Genomic DNA, 24,532 nt, shown 5'->3' with positions numbered 1-24,532 from the left:
TTTAGGAGAAAGCCCCATTTTATGCGTAAACAACTTATACAAAAAACCACGTCTCAATGCTGAGATCAACAGTACTGTCTATGTTCACCTCTGCCTGTGACATTGTCTACACATCGACCACAAAGCTCAAGGTGTTCATGATGATGGCCCACATCTTCTCGCTGATGCCAGCAGCGCACACACTTATTGTGTGCTGAAGATTTAACAACAACAGATAAGCCATCAAACTCAGTGGCAACTGCATCTGCGGGAGCACTATCAATGTCTAGCAGTGTGGCTGATGAAGTAATTAGCGCAAAGCGTAGCTCATCTCCAAGCTTGCCCAATTCAGCCTTTAGACCAGGTGAGCAGTAAAGCTCAACTTCAGCAGCTAAGCTTCCACCTATTAAGCCTTCGACACGTGCATTTTCCAGTGCTTTGTTAACAACCTGCTTAACGTCTTGAATCGTACGCCAATAGCCAGCACCCATTTCGCTGCTATCTGGCAGAGGTTGTAGCCCCTGATACCAGGTTGAAAACAATACTGACTCAGTATGCTCACCGGGTAAGGCTTCCCAAATCTCCTCTGCAGTGAAACTCAGGATTGGTGCAACCCAACGCACAAAGGCTTCAGCAATATGGTACATCGCGGACTGGCAACTACGCCGAGGCAAACTATCCGCTTGCGTGGTGTATTGACGATCTTTGATAACATCCAGATAAAAGCTACCTAAGTCTAGGCTGCAAAAATGGTGAATCGCCTGGTAAACCGCAATGAACTGATAGTTATCATAGGCCGCTTTGACTTCTTCCTGTAACTGCCAAGCACGATCAACAGCCCAACGGTCCAGGGCTAACAACTCATCAACTGGCAGTAAATCTTTAGCAGGATCAAAGCCATTCAGGTTAGCCAATAAGAAACGTGCTGTATTTCGAATACGACGATAAGCATCGGCGGTACGCTTTAAGATTTCATCAGAAACCGTCATTTCGCCACTATAATCCGTCGCAGCTACCCATAGACGGAGAATATCTGCACCTAACGTATTCATCACTTGTTGAGGCGCGACCACATTGCCCAGCGACTTTGACATCTTACGACCATGCGCATCAACCGTAAAACCATGGGTCAGCACTGCACGATAAGGTGGCTCATTACGAGTAGCGATAGCCGTCTTCAGTGATGATTGAAACCAGCCACGATGTTGATCTGAGCCTTCTAAATAAAGGTCCGCTGGAAAGCGAAGCTCATCTCTATGCTCTAACACAGCCGCATGAGTAACGCCAGAGTCGAACCAGACATCCAACGTATCCGTCACTTTGGTATATTGCTCTGCCTCAGCGCCCAGAAGTTCCTTAGGATCCAAGTCAAACCAAGCATCCATTCCTTGCTGCTCAACTTTCAGAGCAACTTGCTCAATGAGCGCTTCAGTATTTGGGTGCAATTCCTGTGTTTCTTTATGTACAAATAAAGTGATAGGCACGCCCCAGGTCCGTTGTCGAGAAATACACCAGTCGGGACTACTTTCCAGCATGACTTCCATGCGATTTTGTCCCCAGGCTGGGGTCCACTTCACCTGTCTTACTGCAGCTTTAGCTTTATCTAACAAGCCATTCTTATGCATACTGACGAACCACTGAGGTGTCGTACGATAAATCAATGGCGTTTTAGTTCGCCAGCAGTGAGGGTAACTATGCTGCAGCTTACTTTGACGCAGCAATGCGCCACGCACTTCAAGTTCAGCAACAATTTTTTCATCTACTTTATAAACGTGCTCACCTGCAAACTGCCCAGCCTTTTCGCTGAATACACCATGATCATCCACCAGTTTAAGTGTGCCTAAACCATAGCGCTGTCCCACTACGAAGTCATCAGGACCATGATCTGGCGCAGTATGAACAGCACCTGTACCACTATCCGTAGTGACATGATCAGCCATCATCAGCATAGAAACTCGATCGTAGAAAGGATGCTTAACCCGCAACTTATCCAGTTTGCCGCCTTCAGCAGTACCAATGACTTGATAATCACTGACGTCATAACGTGCCATCACCGACTCAACCATTGGCTCAGCCAGCATGATCACTTCCTGCCCCAGACCAAAGTCGGCTTGAACCAAGGCATAGGTTAAGTCCGGATGAAGTGAAATACCTTGGTTAGAAGGTAATGTCCAAGGGGTTGTTGTCCAGATTACCGTTGACACCTTGCCTACTGGTGCTTGCTTGAGGTCAAAGGCAGACAAAAATGCTTCAATATCCTCTGGCGCAAAGCGCACATCGATTGAAAACGAAGTTTTATCCTGATATTCAACCTCTGCCTCAGCCAATGCCGAACCACCCACTACACTCCAGTAAACAGGCTTTTCACCTTTATGTAGGTGACCATTTTTAGCAACACGCCCCAGAGCACGAATAATATTCGCCTCAAACGTGTAATCCATTGTTAAGTAAGGATTATCCCAATCGCCCAAAACACCTAAGCGCTTGAAGTCCTTACGCTGCCCTTCCACCTGTTTCATGGCATATTCACGACACTTTTGGCGAAATGCCTTGTGGTCTATCTTAGTACCGGCACGACCGACTTTACCTTCTACCTTGTGCTCAATAGGTAAGCCATGGCAGTCCCAACCAGGTATATAAGGTGCGTCATAACCAGATAGGATTTTTGACTTGATAATAATATCTTTAAGTATCTTGTTGACTGAGTGACCAATGTGAATATCACCGTTGGCGTACGGTGGGCCATCATGCAAAATAAATTTGTCTCGACCTTTGCTGACCTCACGAATTTTTTGATACAACCCTGTTTGGTACCAGCGCTTGAGCATTTGAGGCTCGCGTTGCGCCAGGTTCGCCTTCATAGGGAAGCTCGTTTTAGGTAGGTTCAGCGTCGATTTATAGTCAGTCATGATTGTTTATACCAAGTACTCAAGTTTGCTTTTACCTATTGATGATCATCGGTGGAACAATTGTTGAGCCATCACAATGTCCTTTTCGATTGCCTCGCGTAAGGCATTGATAGACGAGAACTTTTGTTCATCTCTCAGTTTGCTGACAAATTCTACCGCAAGCCGCTTACGATACAAGTCACCAGAAAAATCCAATAAATGTGTTTCCAGCATGGGCTGTTTACTGACAACGGTTGGTCGCCAACCGATATTCGCGACACCGTTTAAGGGGTGCCTGCTATACCCATGAACTTTTACCGCATACACGCCCTGAAGTGGTAACTGGCAACGCTTTAACGCAATATTGGCAGTAGGCACACCAAGCGTCCGCCCTAACTGTTGCCCTCGAATAACGCGGCCTTGAATGGCATAGGGTCGCCCTAAAAGCTGTGCTGCAAGCTCAAAGTCCGCTTCCTGCAAAGCTTGCCTAACCCAGGTACTACTAATCCGTTTGCCCTGAAACAGCACACTACAGTTGCTTGCTACGCTAACACCATGCTGTTCACCATACTCTTTCAGGAGCTGGAAGTTACCTCTCCGATCACAGCCAAAACGGAAATCATCACCCACTACAAGGTGCTTCATCGCCAGCCCGCTCAATAAAATACGCTGGATAAACTCATCTGCAGTGAAGGCTCGGAGTTGACGATTAAAATGCAGGCAAAGCACTTTATCGACATCGTATCGCTTAAGGAGGTCAAGCTTTTCGGTTAAGGAGGTCAGTCGAGCGGGAGCATTTTGACCATCAAAAAACTCTCTAGGCTGTGGCTCAAACAATACGACAACAGATGGAAGTCCAAGCTGCTCAGCCTGATCTTTCAATTGATTTAGAATAGCCTGATGCCCTCGATGCACACCATCAAAGTTACCAATGGTGACAACACTGCCATACTGTTGTTTGAGGTTATGTAAACCACGGATGAGTTCCATTGTTTTACTCACTTACACTCCAGGGCCAGCCATTATATAGCAGGGTCCTAGTGCTGAACACCTGGAATTCAAAAGCACAACCATTGGAACTATCAATGCAAGCTTCAGTGGGCTAAATGTCGGGGTTTAAATCCGCTGAGAAATAATGCGGCAGCATATGCCAATACTCCAGCAGATACTAGCAAGGCAATCTGTAAAGCACGGTCAATCCACCCCCAGCTCAACCAAAGAGATACATCAGCCATTAACTCATAAACCACGAATACCATCAGGCTGTTTGCCAGAAGCATACGCAAACTCAGTAGCCGCCAACCAGGCTGAAGCTTAAACACGCCTATACGATGCAATCCCCAATAGAGCATGCCAGCATTCAGCAGTGAAGAAAGCGAGGTTGCTAGCGCCAAACCTGCATGTTTAAGCGGAATAACCAAAATGACATTTAAAATCATACTGGCAAACATTGCTTTAATAGCTATACGAACAGGGGTTTTGGTGTCATGCCTCGAAAAGTAGCCAGTCGCCAGTACTTTAATCAACATAAAGGCAACTAACCCCAGAGTATAAGCACGAAGGCTTTTCGCGGCATTAAAGACATCACTGTCTTGCATTGCTCCATAGTGAAATAAGGTAGCAATGAGTGGCTCTGCCAAAATAAATAGCGCCAGGGCCGATGGAATTCCCACTAAACAGACTAGTTTCAAAGCCCAGTCAATGGTTCGCGAAAAACTCTCTGAAGATTGTTCTGCATGTTTACGCGATAAGCTAGGCAGGATAACCGTGGCAATGGCAATACCAAAAATACCTTGAGGAAGCTGAGTCAAACGCTCAGAGTAATACAACCAAGAAATACTGCCCGTCTCCAGCAATGATGCTAAGACCGTATCAAACAGCACACTTATCTGATAAACCGATGCACCAAACAAAGCTGGAACCATCAGCTTCATAATCCGCTGAACGCCCTCATGGTGCCACCCCCAACGCGGCCATGAGAAGAGTTGCAGCCGTACTAAAAATGGTAGCTGAAAGCACAGTTGCGCAATACCAGCCAACATCACCCCATAAGCCAGCGCCATAACTGGCTCATCAAACCAGGGTGTCATAAACAATGTGGCCAAAATTAATGCTACATTAAGAAGAACAGGCGTAAACGCAGGAATAGCAAAACGGTTAAAGCTATTCAATACACTGCCACATAAAGCCGTTAGCGATATCAGCATCAAATAGGGAAAAGTGATTTGAAGCATTTCTGCCGTCAATGAGAGTTTCTCTGGCATTTGCCGAAACCCTGGTGCAAAAATGGTAATAATCAACGGAGCAGCCAAAACACCAATACTGGTTAGTATTAATAAGGCTCCACCTAATGTCCCCATGGTTCTTTTTACAAGCTCTTGCACCTCACTATGCGAACGCTTTGTATGATATTCAGTCAGCACAGGAACAAAGGCTTGTGAAAAAGCACCTTCTGCAAAAAGACGCCGAAAAAAATTGGGGATTTTAAAGGCTACAAAAAAAGCGTCTGCGGCTGCCGTAGAGCCAAAATAGTTGGCAACAACATTATCTCGTGCCAACCCCAAAACCCTGGACAAAAGGGTCATCACACTAACAATGGCACTGGAACGCAGCAGACCAAATGACTTAGAAGGTTTAGCAGGTTTTTCTTGACGTGAAGGTTCAGTTTCACTCATTGCATGGTATCCAAACAGGTAGTAACTATACCCTCTGCGAAGGGTATAAACTAAAAAAGGAACTTATTATAACTTTTTCTTACATCACAAAAGTGACTTAGCCATCAACCCATAGCACTTTGTAAAAAAGGAGGGCTCTCACAAATGCACTGTATTTTATAAAAATCGTCTTTCTAAAACCCTATTGCCCAAAGTCTGCCCAGCTATGCTCAAGCACACAACAAACTCGCCAACTTTGTATTCAATAGACGCACATTGAAATACAGCAGCTGTTCTTTTAGCAAGACTTGACTGATGAGCTTGGGTAAATAGCGTGAGTCTCGTTTGTAGCAAGCCAAGGTTCTCAACCTTAAGCTCAGTGATAAAAGCGCGCGTTTTACTGGACAAATATTGACAATGACAGACCAAATGGGCATAGTTGCGCGTCTAATTTTATATGGTGATAGCATTCAAGGAGCAAGACGGTGGCAAATACCCCCTCTGCTAAAAAACGTGCACGTCAGAATGAGAAGCGCCGTCAGCATAACGCCAGCCTGCGCTCTCATGTACGTACAGTAATCAAGAAAGTCATTGCTGCAGTTGAAGCCAAAGATATCGAACAAGCTAAGGCTTCTTTCACTGCTGCAGTACCTGTGATTGACCGAATGGCCGATAAAGGCATCATTCACAAAAACAAAGCAGCGCGTCATAAGAGTCGCTTGTCTGCTAAGGTCAAGGCTTTAGCTGAAGCTTAAGGCTAACTAGCCTGATAAAGCCGGCTGTCGCCGGTTTTTTTTTGCCTGCCAAATTTCACTCAGCTAAACAAACCTTGATCCTAACCACTTCACCTTACCCATCCGTTAGTAATACAAGGTTATCCCGATGAATCAACTCTGGCTCATCCACATACCCTAAAATCCCTTCTATCTGATGACTCGGCTTGCCAATAATCTGCCTTGCTTCATCTGCACTGTAGTTCACCAGGCCATTTGCAATAGGCACACCTTGCAAATCTACACAGGTCACCATCTCCCCTCGCTGAAAGCCTCCCTCTATAGCAGAGACGCCAACTGGTAGTAAGCTCCGCCCTTCTTCTAGCAATACTCTTACAGCACCAGCATCAATGACCAAACGTCCTCGAGTTTGCAGGTGTCCTGCCAGCCATTGCTTACGAGCAGCTAATCGTTCTTGCTCAGGTGTAAGCAGTGTGCCAATGTCTTCACCAGCCGCTACTCGCGTTAAAACATCAGACTGAGCACCACCCACTATAACGGTATGCGCCCCTGACCGGGCAGCTAGCCTTGCAGCACGCACCTTCGTCATCATGCCACCACGACCTAATGCACCGGCACTTCCAGCAGCCATATTATCCAGTGTTTTACTGGCAGCCGGTGCTGTACTTACTAGCTTGGCATCCTTATTAGTTCTGGGGTCTGCATCATAAAGACCCTGCTGATCTGTCAAAATGACTAAAAGATCTGCCTCAACTAGGTTAGCTACCAGTGCTCCTAAGGTGTCATTGTCGCCAAAGCGTATTTCATCTGTAGCAACCGTATCATTTTCGTTGATGATTGGAATAACACCTAGCTCTAACATAGTACGTAAAGCACTTCTGGCATTTAAATAACGCTGCCGATTAGATAAATCAGCATGGGTGAGAAGCACTTGTGCGGGAGAGATATTATGCTGCCGGAAAAAGCTTTCATAAGCCTGAATCAACCCCATCTGCCCTACTGCCGCTGCCACTTGTAGCTCATGAATGGCTCTCGGTCGAGAAGCCCAGCCCAGTCTAACCATTCCTTGAGCTACTGACCCAGATGAAACCAGCACAACTTCTATGCCTTGCTTACGCAATGTAGCTATTTGCTCTACCCACTGCTGCATTGCTTCAGTGGCTAAGCCTTTACCATTTGCGGTGAGCAGGGCACTGCCTATCTTGACAACCCAGCGTTTCGCTTTAGTCAGTTTTTCTCTTTGATTATCTTGCTGCATGAAAGTTAACTACATGAGAACGTTAGCCTGAACTTGACTAATAAATCATTGCCTGACAGCCATTTAATTAGCCAAAAAAATTGTTAATTCGTGAAAGGCAGACAAACACGAAAACAGTCTTTATTGTTTAGGGTACATATAAAACTTCAACATCATCGTCATCATTATCATCATCGTCTTGCTGTTTAGCCGCTTGCTTACGCGCTCGCCGCTGCTCAACCAGAATGCGCATTTGCTCTCGAGCTTCAGCTTCCATTTGCGCTTTAAAGTCTGCTTCTTCAGCAGCTGCATCAGGGTTAGATGCTTCTTCTTCAGCTTTGGCTTCAATGTAATTCATAATGTCCTGACAAAGCTGCTCAGTACCTTTTCTAGCCAAAGCTGAGACAGTATAAACAGGCCCCTGCCAGCCCAGTGCATCCACAATATTTTGCTTTATTACAGCCAAATCTTCTGCAGACACAACATCAACCTTATTCAGCACCAACCATCGCTCACGCGCCGCTAAAGCTGGGCTAAATTTTTCCAGCTCCTGAATAATTGCACTGGCTACCTGCACAGGATCACTACCATCCATAGGTGCAATATCAACCAAGTGCAGCAAAATACGGCAACGCGCCAAATGCTTCAAAAAACGTATACCAAGGCCAGCTCCCTCAGATGCACCTTCTATTAATCCTGGAATATCAGCAATCACAAAACCACGGTGCTGCTCGATTTTTACCACTCCGAGGTTAGGCACCAGCGTTGTAAAAGGATAATCTGCAACCTTGGGCTTCGCATGAGATACTGAACGAATAAAAGTAGACTTGCCTGCATTAGGCATCCCAAGTAGGCCAACGTCAGCTATAACCTTTAGCTCTAAACGTAAATTACGCTTCTCGCCTGGCGTCCCTTTTGTTGTCCGCCGAGGAGCACGGTTAGTACTGGACTTAAAATGAGTATTACCTAAGCCATGATGACCACCTTTGGCGACTAACAGTTTGTCACCCACACTAGTCAGGTCACCAATAACCTCTCGCGTATCTTCATCAATAATTGTGGTCCCAACTGGAACTTTCAGGACAATATCACCGCCTTTTTTGCCAGAGCAGTTGCGACCACGGCCATTTTCTCCACGCTCAGCACGATATTTAGGCTGATAGCGATAATCTACAAGCGTGTTGAGGTCATTATCAGCTATTAAATAAACACTCCCCCCATTACCGCCATCTCCTCCATCTGGGCCACCTCTCTCGACAAACTTTTCACGCCGAAAACTCAAGCATCCATCACCACCGTTTCCAGCCTCAACATAAATGGAAGCTTCATCGACAAACTTCATGTTTTAACCACCTTTCACAGATCGCACCCAAATAGGAGACAGTCATCCTACTCGCGCCAAAAAATATTGCCACCATCTTTTCTATACCTAAAGCGAAGGATTTTTAGGGGCAGCCGTCAAGTGATGAAGCCCCAGAAGCTTATATAAATAAGTGACTGAGGTGAAAAATGAAGGCAACAAACCCTAAAGTTGATTCGCGAAGGGTATACTTGGGTTTAGGTGTTGAAATTAAAAAGCCCCGACAGAGCGGGGCTTTTCTTGAAAACTGGAAGGCGATTTTATGCCGCTTCAATCCGTACATATTTACGGTTTTTAGGGCCTTTAACCTCGAAAACCACTCTGCCTTCAGCTTTAGCAAACAAGGTGTGGTCTGTACCCATACCTACGTTTTCACCAGCATGAAAACGTGTGCCACGTTGACGCACGATAATGCTGCCTGCTGGTACCAGCTGTCCACCAAAGCGCTTAACACCTAAGCGTTTACTCTGGGAATCGCGTCCGTTACGGGTACTACCCCCTGCTTTCTTGTGAGCCATGCTTCAGTCTCCTATCGTAGATTACGCACTAATGCCAGTAATTTTAACTTGGGTGTACCACTGACGGTGACCCATTTGCTTGCGATGGTGCTTACGACGTCTGAACTTGACGATTTGCACTTTTTTACCGCGACCATGCGCAACCACTTCAGCAGAAACCTTGGCCCCTTCAACTTGAGGTGCACCGATTTTGATTTCTTCACCGTTAGCAACCAACAGCACTTTATCAAACTCGATAGCCTCACCTGTGGCTACTTCCAGCTTTTCTAACTTTAGGGTATCCCCTTCAGCGACTTTATACTGTTTGCCGCCACTTACGATTACCGCATACATGTATCTATCTCCGAAAATCCACAGCCGCCTTTTTGTTAAAGGCATCCAGTTAGATCTGGAATTTATAAAATCGAAAATACCCATGCGTAACACACACTAAACAAGCGTAACGCATACTAAGATTACTTCCCATAAACAGCTACAACAGCATATTAGCAGTGGCATATATCTGCCTTAGCTTGATGTTTATAGCGTTTATAACAAAAAGAAGAAATCTAGGATTTTCGCGCGTGAGCGCGCAATTCTACGGAAATCACTTGAGTCAAGCAAGTATTACCTGCTTTCATTTTAGCCTATAACTTTAACTCGCCACAGCGTCTAACGAGCGCACTTTTAACTCAGGCTAGAATAGAAAGCAGTTAGCAAATAAGTAAGATAAAGCGTATTGTAAGTAAAAATCATTCCCAGCGGGTATATCTCACAGGGTATCCGCGTTATCATTCTTGACAGAATGTTTATACCCCCCTAGCATGCGGGCGGTTTTCTTTAATCGTGCACATAAAATCTCATGCCTGAATCCAAGCTTGTTCAAGATATCTACGCAGTCGTCGCTGATGACTTTACTGCTGTTGATAAGTGCATCAACATCCAGCTCACATCACAAGTTCCTCTGGTCACTAAAATAGCTGAATATATTGTTCAAGCTGGTGGTAAACGACTCAGACCTTTGCTCGTCCTTCTTGCAGCCCGTGCATGTGGCTACCAGGGGGAGCAGCAAATCTCTTTGGCCGCTATTATAGAGTTTCTCCACACTGCCACACTTTTACATGATGATGTGGTAGACACTTCGGATCTAAGACGAGGCAAATCCACCGCAAATGCTAAGTGGGGTAATGCCCCCAGCGTCCTCGTTGGCGACTTTCTCTATTCCCGCGCTTTCCAGATGATGGTGCAGTTAGGGCATATGGGCATTATGGATACTTTATCTTCAGCGACCAATGTCATTGCTGAAGGTGAAGTCATGCAGCTCATGCGTATCAGAGATGCGAATACGTCAGAAACAGACTATATGCAAGTCATTCATGGCAAAACCGCCATGTTGTTTGAAGCGTCTACTCATACAGCTGCGCAATTAGCAGGAAGTGATCCAGAGGTATGTGAATCACTGCGTCATTTTGGCTGTCACTTGGGCATGGCATTTCAACTGGTTGATGATGTGCTGGATTATCAAGGTGATACCAAAGCCATGGGTAAAAACATTGGTGATGATTTGGCTGAAGGTAAACCCACACTGCCCTTGATTTATACTATTCAAACTGGCTCTCCTGAAGCAGCCCTGCGCGTTAGACAAGCTATCCAAAAACCTGAGCAGGTGAACATTGAAGAAATCATTGCAATCATCACTCAAAGTGGCGCGCTTGATTACACTCTCGAAAAAGCCTCTGAGCAGCAAAAGCTAGCAACAGATGCCTTAGCTATCCTTCCTCCTTCCACCTATAAAACAGCCCTGCTTAACCTAGCTACGTTTGCCATTAAGCGGAGCTATTAAAGTCTGCAGCATAATACTATTGCCGCCTATTTTTTTAAGGCGGCTACAGCCAGCATATTGCTGCTCATCACTAGGCAGAAAAATGATAAAGTTACACCATACAGAATGCCTTCTACCTTGCAGCCATACTGATCAAAATACGTACTACCCTTATTAAGGCTTCATTAGAGCTAGTGATCTATTTTTGTGATCAGTGAGCGTGACAGAACAACAGTTTTCGTATAATTATTCCAATCCTTTTGCTTTTTATCACTTTTTTTCAAAAGAGCAGTGTCAACCCCTACCAACATAAAACTTCCTCTGTATAATTTCGCTCTTTTTTTGGGGTCTATTCAGTAACGAAGGTGTCACCTTGTTAATCTTCACGGTAACAAACAAGATCACTGGTCAGGTTTATGTTGGTACAACACGTAACCAACTTGAGGTGCAATGGGCAAAAATTATTGCCGCGGCCGAAATGGATCTTGATTTTCCTCTATACAAAGAGATTCTTCGCTACGGCACTGATGAGTTTAGTGTTGAAGAATGGGATTACGCGGAAAACAGAGATGAACTTGCTGAGCTAGAGCAAGAAGCCATCAACACTTACAGCGCATTGAGCTTGAAAGGTTACAAACTTGGCTCATCCAGTACGATTTCTCGCCCTATACGGAGAAAAGCACCCGCAAAAGCTAAACCCACCACGAGTGAGCAAGCAGTAACAGCAAAGCAACAGCCAGCACCTGCTGCGCCAGCTCAACCGCCATCGCCCTCAGCCGAGACAATGGCTAAAATAGAAGCTCATGAAGGACCTTCTATTTTACAGCGGCTAACGGCTATGGCTAAGTCTTATGATGCTTACACACACCATAACGGTCGTAATACCGCAGAAACGGCTGTGCCGCCAAGTAAAGAGAACACTGCTACGTGCAGTCTCGCGCCATCTTTTGAAGAAGCGCCTGCAACACCAAAGAAAGCGAAAGAAAAAACTGCTACAGCACGGACACAAACAACTCCAGCTGAAGATAATGAAAGCACATCTACGGTGGGATCAATCCTTAAGCAGCTAACAGAGCACGCGAAAGCTTATAATAGTAGTGCAAAAGCAAAGGATGATAATCAAGTAGCTCAGTCACTATCAGAGATAGAGCAATCTCATGACCTAGTGGCAGCAGTTACGCCTCCTGAACCTGAGCCAAAACCATTAACAGAAAAAGAGTTACGTATGGTTGCTGCAATTGAGGCTCAACGTGAATTGACCAAGCAACGTACACCCGCTGAAATTGAAAACGAAAAGCAGTCTCAGTTATCAATAATCGAAAACCTAAATGAGATGGCTGAACAACTTAAAGCTCAGTATTTACGTCCTCAGAACTGCTGGCAGCCTTTAAAGCAGACCGCTTAATTTGAGTGCATTTAGCCAGTTTTTTTAAATTTGGCGACTGACTATCACTTCAAGCATATCACTAGACGTTAACAATTCCCCCAGAGCAGGGTTTACCTGCTTCTGGGGGACACTAATTTCTATCTTTTCATCAAACGAACTATTCAGCTGGTCTTCTAGTCAAAGCTCTTATAGAGCCAAGAGTAGGCAAGCAATGTCCATTCTCACAGACTCATCATTGAAGCAACTGCAGCAGGCTGTCGCTGAGATGCAGCAGATGGAAGCAGCATTAGCCCTCAGCCACTACCAGTGCAGTGAGGTCATCAAGCAAATGCAGCAGGTTCGAAAAGCCTTTAGAGCCCCCTTCACCGCGGCTTCTTATCTTGCTCCTCCTGCCCCTTCAATCTTCGATACAGCATTACTAAAGAGTGATTGCAGCCACCCATCCAAAAACAAGTAATGGCAAGTTATAGTGAAGAAAAGTCGGTACTACAGTATCCCAAATATGATTGTGCTGCCCGTCTGCATTCAAACCTGCTGTTGGACCCAGTGTTGAGTCAGAAGTAGGCGAACCTGCATCACCAAGGGCTGCAGCTGTACCAACTAACGCTACAATAGCCAATGGCGAAAATCCTAGCTGCATGGCAAGTGGCACATAAATGGCGCTGATAATTGGAATTGTTGAAAATGATGAACCTATCCCCATGGTAATCAGTAGCCCTACCGCTAGCATGACCAATGCCGCTAAACTTTTGTTACTACCAATCAATGCAGCAGAATTATTCACCAGGTTAGCTATGTCTCCTGTCTGCCTAAGAACTTCAGCAAAGCCTGCGGCAGCGATCATAATAAAGCCCACCATTGACATCATTTTCATACCATCAACAAAAACCCCATCAGAGGCTTTCCAGTTAATGACGCCACTCAACGAAAAGACAAGAAAACCAATCATTGCACCAAGAATCATTGAGTCAGTTAGTAGCTGAACAACAAATGCAGCAGCAATGGCAACAACAGACATACCTAAGCTTTTTGGTGAATATGAAACAGAAATACTCTCAGCTTCCTGAAGTTTTTCAATATCGTACTCACGTTTACCACGATACGTGACAAAAACAGCAACCAATAATCCAGCCAACATTCCCAGAGCCGGAATCAGCATAGCTTGTGTAGCATTAATTCCTTCAATAGCTAACCCATTATCAGCCAAGTTTGCCAGTAGAATTTCATTAAGAAAAATACCGCCAAAGCCAACAGGTAAAAACATATAAGGGGTAATCAAACCAAATGCCAGCACACAGGCAATTAAACGGCGATCAAGATGCAGCTTCGCCATAACCATAAGCAGTGGAGGAATTAGCAAAGGGATAAATGCAATGTGGATAGGAATAATATTTTGAGAGCTGATGGCAACCAGTACCAAAACACCAATCAATCCATACTTCAAGTGTTTTACTTTTTGTGGATGGTCTCCATTCTTCCCTAGCATAGCTACGGCTTTATCAGCAATCAAATGAGGTAATCCTGATTTGGCAATTGCCACCGCAAAAGCACCTAACAGCGCATAACTAAGTGCAACCTGGGCACCTCCTCCTAACCCTTTACTAAATGCATTAATTGTCTCTTCTAATCCTAGCCCCCCTAGTAGCCCTCCGGCAATAGCCCCAACAATAAGTGAAATTACCACATTAGTGCGCAGTAAACTGAGCACTAACATAACCAACACTGCAACCACCACTGAATTCATAGTTCGTTAACCACTTCATTAAGTCTGTTGTTTGTCAAAAGAGCAAGATCATAACCGATCAGCATTTGATCACCAAGGCTGAAAACCCGCTAAAATACAGACTATTGATCTCTGAACAGAAAATGAAATGTGTATACAAAGTTTCTTTCTAAACGTTAAATACAGGCTATGTATAGCCTCCAACCAAAAAAAGACAGAAAAAGCTAAGCCGTCAGCGATTAACTTATAACAATAATTTTTTTAAATAATTTCATTTTGCCGGGAAACTTTTTATCACTACCCCTGTCTTACTAATTACCATGATGCAACCAGATAGGGAGTTATCTGGTTTTCATTGAGTCTCCCCGGATACAGGCAGCTTGCATGAAAATGCAACTGTCTGTTTTTTTATGGCAAGAAATGAGTTGAAACGACTGAACCAGCATCACTATACAGTTTCAGCAGGCGTATTTGCACAAGCGTGCTCACGCACCTCATCCACCAGCTGTTGGAAGTCAACCAGTTTTACAGGTTTCGTTAAATAGTGATCCATTCCCGCTTGCAAGCACTTTTCGCGCTCTCCTTCCAAAGCATTAGCGGTTAAAGCCACAATATAGATATGTTGTTGACCAGACTCTTGTATTCGAATTTGTCGAGTCGCTTCATAACCATCCATCACGGGCATATTGCAATCCATAACAATAAGATCAAAGTCCTGGCTCTGCCAGGTATTGACTGCTTCTTGCCCATTATTTGCCACACTTACCTCACACTGTAGCTTACTCAGCATTCTTGCAGCGACTTTTTGGTTAACGGGATTATCTTCGACCACTAATACTTTGAGCTGACCAATGTTTTCATTTGTTATTTGGCTACTGCCAAGTCCCTCGGGCAAGCCTATATCAGACTGAATGTGACGGGTAATAAACCCATGAGATTTACTCATTAAGGCATGTCGGAGCGTTATAAAGTCTTTATACTTAGTTGGGTGTGATAAATACCCCCTAAAACCCGCTACTTTAAACTGGCTCGCTTCACCACAACGTGGAAACAGGCTGTACCAAATCGTTATTAACTGACGTATAGCAGGATGAACTGCGTGAATATTCTGCAGTAATTTAGGATAACTCTCACTCATCAGCTCACTACTGACAAGCAAACACTGATACTCCTGTACATTATTTTTACCGACCCAATTCGCTAGCTCTGTTAATGAAGCTAAGTGGACTAAATGTAAATTTACCTTTTTAGCTAAGCACGCAATATAATTATAAATAATAGGGCTTTCACCCAGCCAAATACCTCTAAATACGGTTTGCAAACTTTGTTCTGGCTTTTCAATAACAGCCCCAGTAGCACATACGGTGGGTAAAGATAGCGTTAAAGTAAATCGGGCAGGATTATCAACGGTTGCGTTTTCCAGTTTCCCCCACATTAATTCCGCTAACTGTCGTGCTATAGCAACGCCTATTGAGTCTGTACTTTCACTTTTTTGACTCACTGACGTATAGCGCTCATCAAAAAGATCCCAAGTGATTAATTGCCCACTATCATGAATAATAAATTTAACCACAGCTTCATCAACACTGGTGTGACCTTTTATATCTAGCGCAATATAACCTTGATCTGTGTGCTGAATAGTATGGCTGATTAAGTTAAGTAATACCTGACGAATTCTAGTAACATCCCCCTCTAACTGTTCAGGTAAATAATTCGCAATATCATAAAGTAGAACTATCTGCTTTTGTGCCGCTCGAAACGCACTTAAAAAAATGACTTCTTCAACAAGCGAGTGCAAACTAAAGGGTTTCCGCTGAATAGATATACGCCCTGTTTCAAGGGTCGTGTAATCCAGCATATTATGAATCATTGCTAAAGTGGCATCTCCTGACTTGGACGCGTAGTCAATATATTCTTTCTGTTCAAGTGTTAATCGTGTTGCGTCCAGTAGGCTTAACATGCCTAAAATACCGCTTATGGGTGTTTTGAGTTCATGTGTGACATTAGTAACAAACAAACTTTTTTGATAGTTTGCCAGCTCAGCAGCTTCTCTGGCTTTTACCAAGTCATACTCTACTTGCTGTCTTTGCTCTATTTCTCGCGTTAGTGCTTTATTGGTTGCTTCCTGCTCAGCTACTAATCGTTTTGTGTTTTCCAATAACGTGACTGTTTGTTTGCTTTTCTCAATTAGAACATTTGCAGCAAACGCTAAATCCCCTATTTCATCTGTACGATGCTTACCCGGAATATCTATATCAAGCTCACCAGCGGTTAATCGCTTAAAAGCATGAGTTATTTTTTTGAGCGGAATAACAATAGTCAAAATAAGTAAAGTCGCTATTAATACACTGAGTAAGCTGACTACAATGACCACAAGCCATTTACTCATTATGACTTCACGAAATTTATTGTCATAAGTTAAATTTAACTGCTCAATCTGAAGTAACGATTGTCTCAATAGATCTCGATAGTTGCTTTCAATAAGGTATATATCATTTGTTAATTGCTGCCAAGTTGACTGAACCTTAAGCTGTACTTGGATTAATGTATCTATATCATTTGCTAAACCAATTACAGGTAACTGACCCGACTCATTTTGCAGTCTAAATCGCTCTAATTCCTGTATATATTTACCAGCATTTACTAACCACAAGTTACTCACACTATTGGACTGGTAAACTACAGTTTCAGATATGAGCCATTGTTTTAAAGCTAAGAGGGTTTGTTTTTCTTCAGCACTTGATAACGGCAGTAAAGGTCGGCTCATTAAGCTATTAACATCAATGAGTAGTTCTGAGCGAAGTTGCTGAAAGCGCTCATTTATAGTTTGTAATGTATCAACATGCTGAAGGATTGAGTTAAATAATGCAGCTTGTTTAGTCAGACTATTGGCTATAAAGGGAGGATTTACTAACTCTATATTTTCACGGCTTATGTACTTATTACGAATGTCCAAAACAACTTTTCTTAGCTGTTCCAAAGTGACCTGATGAGTATAATTTTCTGTTTGCAAAAGAGCTCGAAGATTACGAACTTCTTCATCAACACTCTGTAACATTTTTATACTAGCTTGAGTCTTTCTAACCTCATGCAATAACTCACTCACGCCATTCACACTTTTTAAGCCATTTGTAACTAACAAGCCTACAGATAGCAACAAACATAAAAAGAGTGCATATATTTTCCCTTTAATCGTTAAACCATTTCGCATAAGGTCCATTTGCTGTGTGTGCACCCCCAACAATAGGTATTCCTTGCTTTATTTTCTTTTATATTTCTCTATGATTATCGGTTTTCAAAAAACTTTAAAGTCATTGATAACGTTTATATACCCAAAACAAAGGGTTTTTAGGGGTCGCTGTTAAATGCTCCTCAGCAATAGCTCCTGCATTGCTCTACTATATGACATCCATGTCATTATGCATAAACTGCATTCCCACCATCCTTGGAGCGCTGACAACAAACCCTAAAAATGATTCATGAAGGGTATATTAAGACGGGAGTTTATGTCCTTTATACTATAGTAGTCTACTTCAATGACACTGAGGTCTATATGTAATATAAAATTAATACAATATAAACTCCGCTTAATCATTATTAGACCATTTCAACTATCTCAAAACACTTTATAGGATTGTTAGGGCCTGTTATTTTGCTCCTATAGCTTAGCTTTCAACTACAGGTTCACGCATGGTGACAAACTCTTCTGCTGCAGTTGGGTGTATGCCTATTGTTCTATCAAAAACTGCTTTTGTCGCACCAGCTTGGATTGCGACAGCCAGTCCTTGCATTATTTCTCCAGCTTCCGCACCCACCATATGACAACCAATGACTTTATCAGTCACTTTATCCACAATAAGCTTCATCAGCGTTTTTTCATCGCTACCGCTGAGTGTATGCTTTAAATGACGAAAACTGGTTCGATAGATATCCAGCTTACTGTAACGATCCCTTGCTTGCGCTTCTGTTAGCCCGACGGAGGCAATATTAGGGTGAGAAAATACAGCAGAAGGTACCAATGAGTAATCTAACGGCTCATAGCTGCCTTGGTACCAGTGACGAACCAAGCTCATGGCTTCAGCCAGTGCCACAGGCGTTAGCTGCACTCGATTAATGACATCCCCCAACGCATATATTGAAGGTACAGAAGTTTGAAAGTGCTCGTTAACAACAATTGCACCTTGTTGGTCAGTTTCAACGCCTACCTGCGCTAAATTCAAGCCCAATGTATTTGGTACACGACCTGTAGCGTATAGCACCAAATCAGTGTTAATTTCACCACCTGTTTTTAACTGGCACTGGAGAGTGCCATCTTGCTGTTTGTCTAAACGAGAAATATCTTCACTAAAGCGTAACTGAATACCTTTTTTCTCAACCTCATCACGCATGAAGTGACGTACATCGTCATCAAATCCCCGTAAAAAAAGCTCTCTTCTATAAATTAATGTGGTTTCAACACCCAACCCATTAAAAATACTCGCAAACTCCAGTGCTATATAACCGCCTCCAACAACGACTGCCCGCTTTGGTAACGAGTCTAAATAAAAGGCTTCATTTGACGTAATCGCATGCTCATGCCCAGGAAACTCAGGAACAAAAGGTTGTCCACCTGTCGCAATTAAAACTCGCTCAGCAGAGTAATGGCCATCACCCACTTCGACAGTATGCTCATCGATAAAACGTGCTTGCCCATTAATGATGGTAACACCAGCATTTTCCAGTAAGCGCTGATATATGCCATTCAGCCGTTGAATTTCCTTATCTTTATTCTGCCTTAACACTGACCAGTCAAAGTCTTTTTCACCAATAGACCAGCCGAATCCCCTGGCATCATGAAAGTCTTCAGCAAAATGCGCTGCATAAGAAAACAGCTTTTTGGGTACACAGCCTACGTTGACACAGGTTCCTCCCAAAAAAGTTGACTCAACAACTGCTACTTTTGCACCCTGCGATGCAGCCATACGACTGGCTCGAACCCCACCAGATCCTGCACCAATAACCAGTAAGTCATAATCATAATTCGAGTTCGCCATAAATAGCATCTCTTTTAATTGCGCAGATAAAAACAAACTTCAGTATAATGCCGCCATTATAGGTCAGCCACCAAATGCAGCAACTCCCTATATGCATGAGCTGAATCTGTTCAAATATATTTATTGACCGGCAACATGATGAAAACATTTAGTAATGCCATAACTGACTTACAGCTTACCCGCTACCCAATAAGCTCCCAAGATACTTTGCAAGCTTGGGATGCTGCCGATGAATACTTGATTGAATTTATTGCACAGTCAGCTAAAAGCTGGCAAAACCCCATCATCCTTAATGATCAGTGGGGCGCACTCTCACTCACGCTTCACCAGAAACATCCGACGGTTATCAGCGATTCTTTTCTCAGTCATCAAGGCATCATTCACAATGCTCAAGTCAACCAGATCGCCAGTGCAGATGTCTCAGTACTCACACCATTATCAGAACTATCTGAAAGTTATGACCTTGTCATACTTAAAGTCCCCAAAAATAATTCATTGCTCATTGAACAGCTAACACGTTTATATCCCTATCTTTCTCCTAATACCACATTTGTTTCAGGAGGAATGATAAAGCATCTTCCCCCAACGCTTATCGAAACATTAGAGCAGTTTATAGGTCCAACCCAGGCATCGTTAGCACAAAAAAAAGCACGCCTTTTCCACACTGAAGTCAAAACTGGCTCAGCTACAAAAAAGTCTGCCCTAAGTTCTTACAAGTTTACTTTTCTTAATCAAACACTCACCGCTTATGGTCATGCCAATGTCTTTGCTCGACAGAAGTTAGATATCGGTACTCGATTACTTTTACAACACTTACCGTCTTTAGCCCTAGAAAAAGCCCAACACATTGTTGACCTAGGCTGTGGTAATGGTGTGCTTGGTGTCTGTGCAGGCATCATAAATACTGACGCCAGTATTAGTTTTACTGATGAATCATTTATGGCCGTTGATTCAGCTAAACGGACGTGGCGGAACAGGTTTGCTAATAGGCAGAATGTGCAGTTTATTGTCAATGACTGTTTACAAGGTATAACAACGGAAGCTGACGAAATTCTGTGTAATCCACCCTTTCACCAACAGCATACGGTCGGAGACCAAATTGCCTGGCGCATGTTTAAACAAGCAAAACAGAAGTTAGTAGCAGGTGGTGCTTTGACAGTCATAGGTAATAGGCATTTGAATTACCATATGAAACTAAAACGGCTTTTTGGAAATTGTACATTGATCGCCAACGATAGAAAATTTGTAATTCTTGGCGCTACAAAATCACTTTAACTAAAAAGGACCTGCGCCAAGGTCCTTTTTTGTTAAAGCAAGTATAGCTCATGTGCAGGGTATCATTTTGTTACCGACTTGCTACTTTCATTGTCTTGGCTTCAGCTAATACTTCTTGTAATTGTTTTGGTAATTGCTCTTGAAAATACCTTTTCATGCTTGATGTTAAAGCAGGTAAGTTATGACTGGCTACCACTTGTGGCAATGGATCAATGCCTAAGGAATTTACTACAAGACCAAATTGTGTTTGCATCTGAGCATACTGAAAGTGCTGATCTAACGATGCTAGCAGCATATCCGCTTTTGCCTGAGTAAGCTCTAACCGAGCAGCCATACCAGTATCTCCTTGCGCTCGGTATTGGCGATAACGCTGGTTTTCAATATCTGTAGCCGCTAAAGATAACTCATAATCTTTTTTTGCAATTAAATAGCTACGCACAGCCAGCTCCATTTGAGCTAAAATAGCAGAACTTAATGCCCTACGTTGTAAATTAACTAATTTATTACGTGAGTCTTGTAGTGCATTAACATCAGGTATCGTTGCTAACTTAACTAAATCATAGGAAACCTGTATACCCGCCTCTGCCCAACTTTGATTTAATAAGAAACTGTTGTCATCATAGTAGCCGCCCAGGGTAAATGATAAACCAGGCAGTAATTCCAGCTTAGCAATCGTACCCTCTTTCTCAACTATACGGGCATTATAATCCATTTCTCTTAATTCAGGCCGGTAACGTAATGCGGCTAACTGCAACGATGCCAATTGCTGTACATTAAACGCAAAAGGGCTTTCATTTTTAGGCATCGACATCACCCGGTAATATGTACCTGGGGGCAAGTTCATCAGTCGTGCCAAGTCAGCCTTAGCCAAAGCTAATTCATCAGTTTTCTTCAACAATCCGCGATAAGTTTTTAATAAATCACGCCGGAACTCAAGGGTTTCTATTGGCCGCTGTAATCCATCAGCCTTCATTCGCCTGGCTGTATTAAGTGAGTTTTCAATGTCACGAATGGCTGTATGTAGATTTTGTTCAATCGCTTGTGCAGCAACCACCCGCCAATAGGCTTGCCGAACCTCTTGCACAATATTCTGCACAACTTTGCGACGTTGCTCTTCAGCTATAAGTACTTTATCTGCATGCTGTTGCTGTCGGAGGTAACTAACACCAAAGTCCAGAACGTTCCAAACAACCTGAGCTTGAGCTGTCCACAGTTCTTTATCCTGTGATGTTGAAGTTTCCAACGACTCCACGCCTCTACTCACGGAAAAGCTATTTGAGGCATTTTCATTATCCCGATGTTTATAACCTGCGGAAGCCGCTAATCTTGGAAGCAAGTCGTACTTAGATAGATCAAGCTCTCTATTTTTGACTACTTGAGAAAGCATTTTCAATCGATGATCAATATTATATTTTACTGCTCGGGCCATTGCTTCATAAAGACTAATTTCCCCCGACACAGGTATCTGCTCTCTAAACATCTGATCAATGTCGTTCATTACTCGTTGTGCTGTTTTTTCTGGATTTATGGGTTCTGGAGTCACTACGCACCCCCCCAATGTTAATAACCCAAAAAAAAGCATCCATCCGTGGATAATTTTCATGGCGCAACTGTCCCCGCGAATATAACCAATTAAATGTTATTCAATTTATACCCTGCATTATGAGTATTGTTACAGAAAAACTAGCATTGGCATCGTCTACCCCAAATCATTTCAGATACCAAAAAGCAGGTAATAAGAACATTTTTGTCTTATTACCTACATATAACAACTATAGCTAACTCACTGCTTTTTTTTAGATAGAAATATAATTTATTTTTGTAACGATTTACTAACTCACTTTTTTATGATCATTTTTTAAATCGATAACTTGCTCACTTTCTTGGGATTGTTCATTTAATGGTGTACCAAGCAGTGCTGCCAACAATGCTTGTTTTTGATTTGCATTATTCGCAAGTTGTAACTGCTCAGTAAAGTTAGGTCTAAATGTCGTATCATTTGCAGAAGCATCATCACGGCTGCTATCAGGGGTATCACTATCGCCAGGGGTTCCACTATTTGCAGGCTCTTCATCTCCCTGATTATTAACATCATTACTGTCAGTATTTGCTGGCCCAATATCTTGATTAAAACCAGGCGGAGTACCAAAGTCAGTTGGTGAAGCAAATGGTGTTGAACTACTCACTCCAAACCCTCGACCGATAGCAGTATAAAAGTTATAGGTCGGTGAAAATGTTAAAGGAGGTGCTACCTGTGTACTAGTTACAATATGGCTTAGCGTTGTATTATAGGTGCGCTGATTTGCATCGATAACATTATTTACCGCAATCGCTTCCCTTGGTAATACCACATTGACTGTCGGTGGTTCTGGCAGTAGAGGGTTATCTGGCTCAAAAGCCGGTTCACCAGCTCCAATAGGCTCATTATTTACCCTCGGGCTATCAGCGCCAATGTTATTACCATTTTGCTGGGTATAGTTTAAGGATGCATCATCAGTAACCGTTATGGTAAAGGATCGTTCGTAGGTTCCTCCTGCACGATCAATCGCTTGCACTCGAATGGTATACACACCACCAGACAAATTAGCAGTATTTGCCGCTTTAATTACATTATTTTCAACCACAAATAAGCCATTATGGTCACCACCTACACCACTGACTAATGCATAAGTATGTGTATCGCCAATATCAGCATCTGTCGTTGATAATGAACCCACAATGCCTGTTGTTGAGGACAAGTTTAAGTCTGCATTCGATAAACTCATGGCAGTCGGTACATCATTTACTGATGTAACACTTACCGTAGAAACAACCGAAATATTCTTCGTATCACTACCACCATTTGCAGTACCTCCATCATCAGTAATTTGTTTCAAAGTCACTACACGAGATGTTGTATTGGGGGATTGACTATTATTTTGATAGGTTATGCCATCAACCAATGTCTGAGTTTGTGCAGTTGTTAAACTGCCTCCGGTTAATACAACTGTTGCGGTAGAGCCAGAAAAAGTCACTGCATAACTTAGTCCATTAATAGTAGTGGAACCGGAAACCCCATTAACCAGTAAAATCGAAGCACCATCAATATTGATTATTTCTTGAGAAATATTCGTGATGTTGGTGATTGTTAGGGTTAAGCCTGTGATATTTTGGCCAGCTTCGACTGTGCTAACTGTTGTGCCATTAAATACATTAACCGCACTGCCATCTTCAACAAAGTTGGGATTATTCGCATTAGCGCTTAATGTGGGGGCATCATTATTACTAACAACAGTTACTGTAGATGCAATAGCCAATGATGCCGTATTATCACCACCATTTGCAGTACCACCACTATCCTGAATGCTGGTTAATGTAACCACTCGGTTACTTGTATCTGGTGTATTACTATTATTTTGATAGCTGATACTATCCACCAGTGACTGAGCAGAAGCCGCTGAAATACTTCCCCCCGAAAGAGAAACTGTTGCGGTATTACCTACGACAACAACCGTGTAACTAAAACCATTTCCTACCGTTGTACCATTTGTACCCTGAGAAAGGGCTATTGATGTGCCATCAATATTCAGTACTTCACTTCCTCCATTAATGACATTTGTCACTGTCAGGGTAAGTCCAGAAACATTCTGTCCTGTTTCAATGGTTGAAATACTCGTTCCGTTAAATAAGCTGGCGGCGGCCCCCCCTTCGGTAAAGGTCGGGTTGCTGGCATTGGCGGTTAAGGTAGGCTCATCGTTCACGCCCACGATGGTTACCGTCGACGCCACGGAAATAGACGCGGTATCATCCCCTCCATTGGCCGTACCACCACTGTCTTGAATACTGGTTAAGGTCACCACCCGGTTGCTGGTGCTGGGGGTATTACTGTTGTTCTGATAACTCATGTTATCGATCAAGGTTTGCGTGGTGGCGGTGGACATCGTGCCCCCGGTCAAGGACACAG

General features: G+C 43.3%; 17 protein-coding genes. 5 read left to right on the top strand and 12 right to left on the bottom strand.

The window, feature by feature from the left end; translation table 11 throughout:
* Window positions 1-65 precede the first annotated feature (65 nt).
* The 3 genes from ileS to murJ form a co-directional block, all read right to left on the bottom strand.
* On the bottom strand, window positions 66-2,888 hold the full coding sequence (gene ileS, locus KHS79_RS00085; protein ID WP_212715597.1) for an isoleucine--tRNA ligase: 2,823 nt from the start codon (window positions 2,886-2,888) through the stop codon (window positions 66-68).
* Between the two features lie 45 nt (window positions 2,889-2,933).
* Window positions 2,934-3,869 (bottom strand): bifunctional riboflavin kinase/FAD synthetase, encoded by a 936-nt coding sequence (ribF, locus tag KHS79_RS00080; RefSeq protein ID WP_325167627.1) that lies wholly within the window; start codon window positions 3,867-3,869, stop codon window positions 2,934-2,936.
* A gap of 92 nt (window positions 3,870-3,961) precedes the next feature.
* A complete protein-coding gene (gene murJ / locus KHS79_RS00075) occupies window positions 3,962-5,542 on the bottom strand; it encodes a murein biosynthesis integral membrane protein MurJ (RefSeq protein WP_212715595.1) in 1,581 nt (526 codons plus the stop codon).
* Between the two features lie 464 nt (window positions 5,543-6,006).
* On the opposite strand from murJ, the gene rpsT reads away from it, so the two are divergent.
* Window positions 6,007-6,276 (top strand): 30S ribosomal protein S20, encoded by a 270-nt coding sequence (rpsT, locus tag KHS79_RS00070; protein WP_027707087.1) that lies wholly within the window; start codon window positions 6,007-6,009, stop codon window positions 6,274-6,276.
* Between the two features lie 94 nt (window positions 6,277-6,370).
* Here rpsT and proB read toward each other — a convergent pair whose 3' ends face one another.
* The 4 genes from proB to rplU all read right to left on the bottom strand — a co-directional run bounded on the left by proB (window position 6,371) and on the right by rplU (window position 9,703).
* A complete protein-coding gene (gene proB, locus KHS79_RS00065; protein ID WP_027707086.1) occupies window positions 6,371-7,513 on the bottom strand; it encodes a glutamate 5-kinase in 1,143 nt (380 codons plus the stop codon).
* 127 nt (window positions 7,514-7,640) lie between these two features.
* Window positions 7,641-8,834 (bottom strand): Obg family GTPase CgtA, encoded by a 1,194-nt coding sequence (cgtA, locus tag KHS79_RS00060; protein ID WP_094788477.1) that lies wholly within the window; start codon window positions 8,832-8,834, stop codon window positions 7,641-7,643.
* 278 nt (window positions 8,835-9,112) lie between these two features.
* Window positions 9,113-9,370: a 50S ribosomal protein L27 gene (gene rpmA, locus KHS79_RS00055; protein ID WP_027707084.1), complete on the bottom strand. Its 258-nt coding sequence runs from the start codon at window positions 9,368-9,370 to the stop codon at window positions 9,113-9,115.
* A gap of 21 nt (window positions 9,371-9,391) precedes the next feature.
* Complete coding sequence (rplU, locus tag KHS79_RS00050) at window positions 9,392-9,703, bottom strand: 50S ribosomal protein L21 (RefSeq protein WP_094788478.1); 312 nt, start codon at window positions 9,701-9,703, stop codon at window positions 9,392-9,394.
* 508 nt (window positions 9,704-10,211) lie between these two features.
* On the opposite strand from rplU, the gene KHS79_RS00045 reads away from it, so the two are divergent.
* From KHS79_RS00045 to KHS79_RS00035, 3 genes are all read left to right on the top strand, one after another.
* Window positions 10,212-11,192 carry a polyprenyl synthetase family protein gene (locus KHS79_RS00045; protein WP_212715593.1) on the top strand — a complete coding sequence of 327 codons (981 nt, stop codon included), beginning with the start codon at window positions 10,212-10,214 and terminating at the stop codon, window positions 11,190-11,192.
* Between the two features lie 352 nt (window positions 11,193-11,544).
* Window positions 11,545-12,576, top strand: coding sequence for a GIY-YIG nuclease family protein (locus tag KHS79_RS00040; protein ID WP_212715591.1), 1,032 nt, complete (start codon window positions 11,545-11,547; stop codon window positions 12,574-12,576).
* Between the two features lie 193 nt (window positions 12,577-12,769).
* Entirely contained in the window at window positions 12,770-13,015 is a 246-nt protein-coding gene (locus KHS79_RS00035) for a hypothetical protein (RefSeq protein ID WP_094788481.1), read from the top strand.
* On the opposite strand, the gene KHS79_RS00030 is transcribed toward KHS79_RS00035, so the two are convergent.
* From KHS79_RS00030 to gorA, 3 genes are all read right to left on the bottom strand, one after another.
* The gene (locus KHS79_RS00030) at window positions 12,977-14,302 is read right to left on the bottom strand and encodes a Na+/H+ antiporter family protein (RefSeq protein WP_212715589.1); all 1,326 of its coding nucleotides are present in this window, start codon (window positions 14,300-14,302) and stop codon (window positions 12,977-12,979) included. The two genes, KHS79_RS00035 and KHS79_RS00030, sit on opposite strands and share 39 nt — an antisense overlap.
* Window positions 14,303-14,729: 427 nt before the next feature.
* Window positions 14,730-17,501 carry a hybrid sensor histidine kinase/response regulator gene (locus KHS79_RS00025; protein ID WP_212715586.1) on the bottom strand — a complete coding sequence of 924 codons (2,772 nt, stop codon included), beginning with the start codon at window positions 17,499-17,501 and terminating at the stop codon, window positions 14,730-14,732.
* Window positions 17,502-17,946: 445 nt separating this feature from the next.
* Window positions 17,947-19,314 carry a glutathione-disulfide reductase gene (gorA, locus tag KHS79_RS00020; RefSeq protein ID WP_212715584.1) on the bottom strand — a complete coding sequence of 456 codons (1,368 nt, stop codon included), beginning with the start codon at window positions 19,312-19,314 and terminating at the stop codon, window positions 17,947-17,949.
* 135 nt (window positions 19,315-19,449) lie between these two features.
* Between gorA and KHS79_RS00015 the strand changes: the two genes are divergently transcribed.
* A complete protein-coding gene (locus tag KHS79_RS00015; RefSeq protein ID WP_212715582.1) occupies window positions 19,450-20,589 on the top strand; it encodes a methyltransferase in 1,140 nt (379 codons plus the stop codon).
* A gap of 70 nt (window positions 20,590-20,659) precedes the next feature.
* Here the strand turns inward: KHS79_RS00015 and KHS79_RS00010 are convergent, their stop codons facing one another.
* Window positions 20,660-22,192: a TolC family protein gene (locus tag KHS79_RS00010; protein WP_212715580.1), complete on the bottom strand. Its 1,533-nt coding sequence runs from the start codon at window positions 22,190-22,192 to the stop codon at window positions 20,660-20,662.
* A gap of 229 nt (window positions 22,193-22,421) precedes the next feature.
* Window positions 22,422-24,532: beta strand repeat-containing protein (locus tag KHS79_RS00005; RefSeq protein ID WP_212715578.1), on the bottom strand; the 2,111-nt coding region annotated here is incomplete at its 5' end.

The sequence above is a fragment of the Zooshikella ganghwensis genome, assembly GCF_018263875.1.
In the GTDB taxonomy this organism is placed as follows: Bacteria; Pseudomonadota; Gammaproteobacteria; order Pseudomonadales; family Zooshikellaceae; genus Zooshikella; species Zooshikella ganghwensis.
This window is presented reverse-complemented; position numbering and strand designations above follow the sequence as displayed.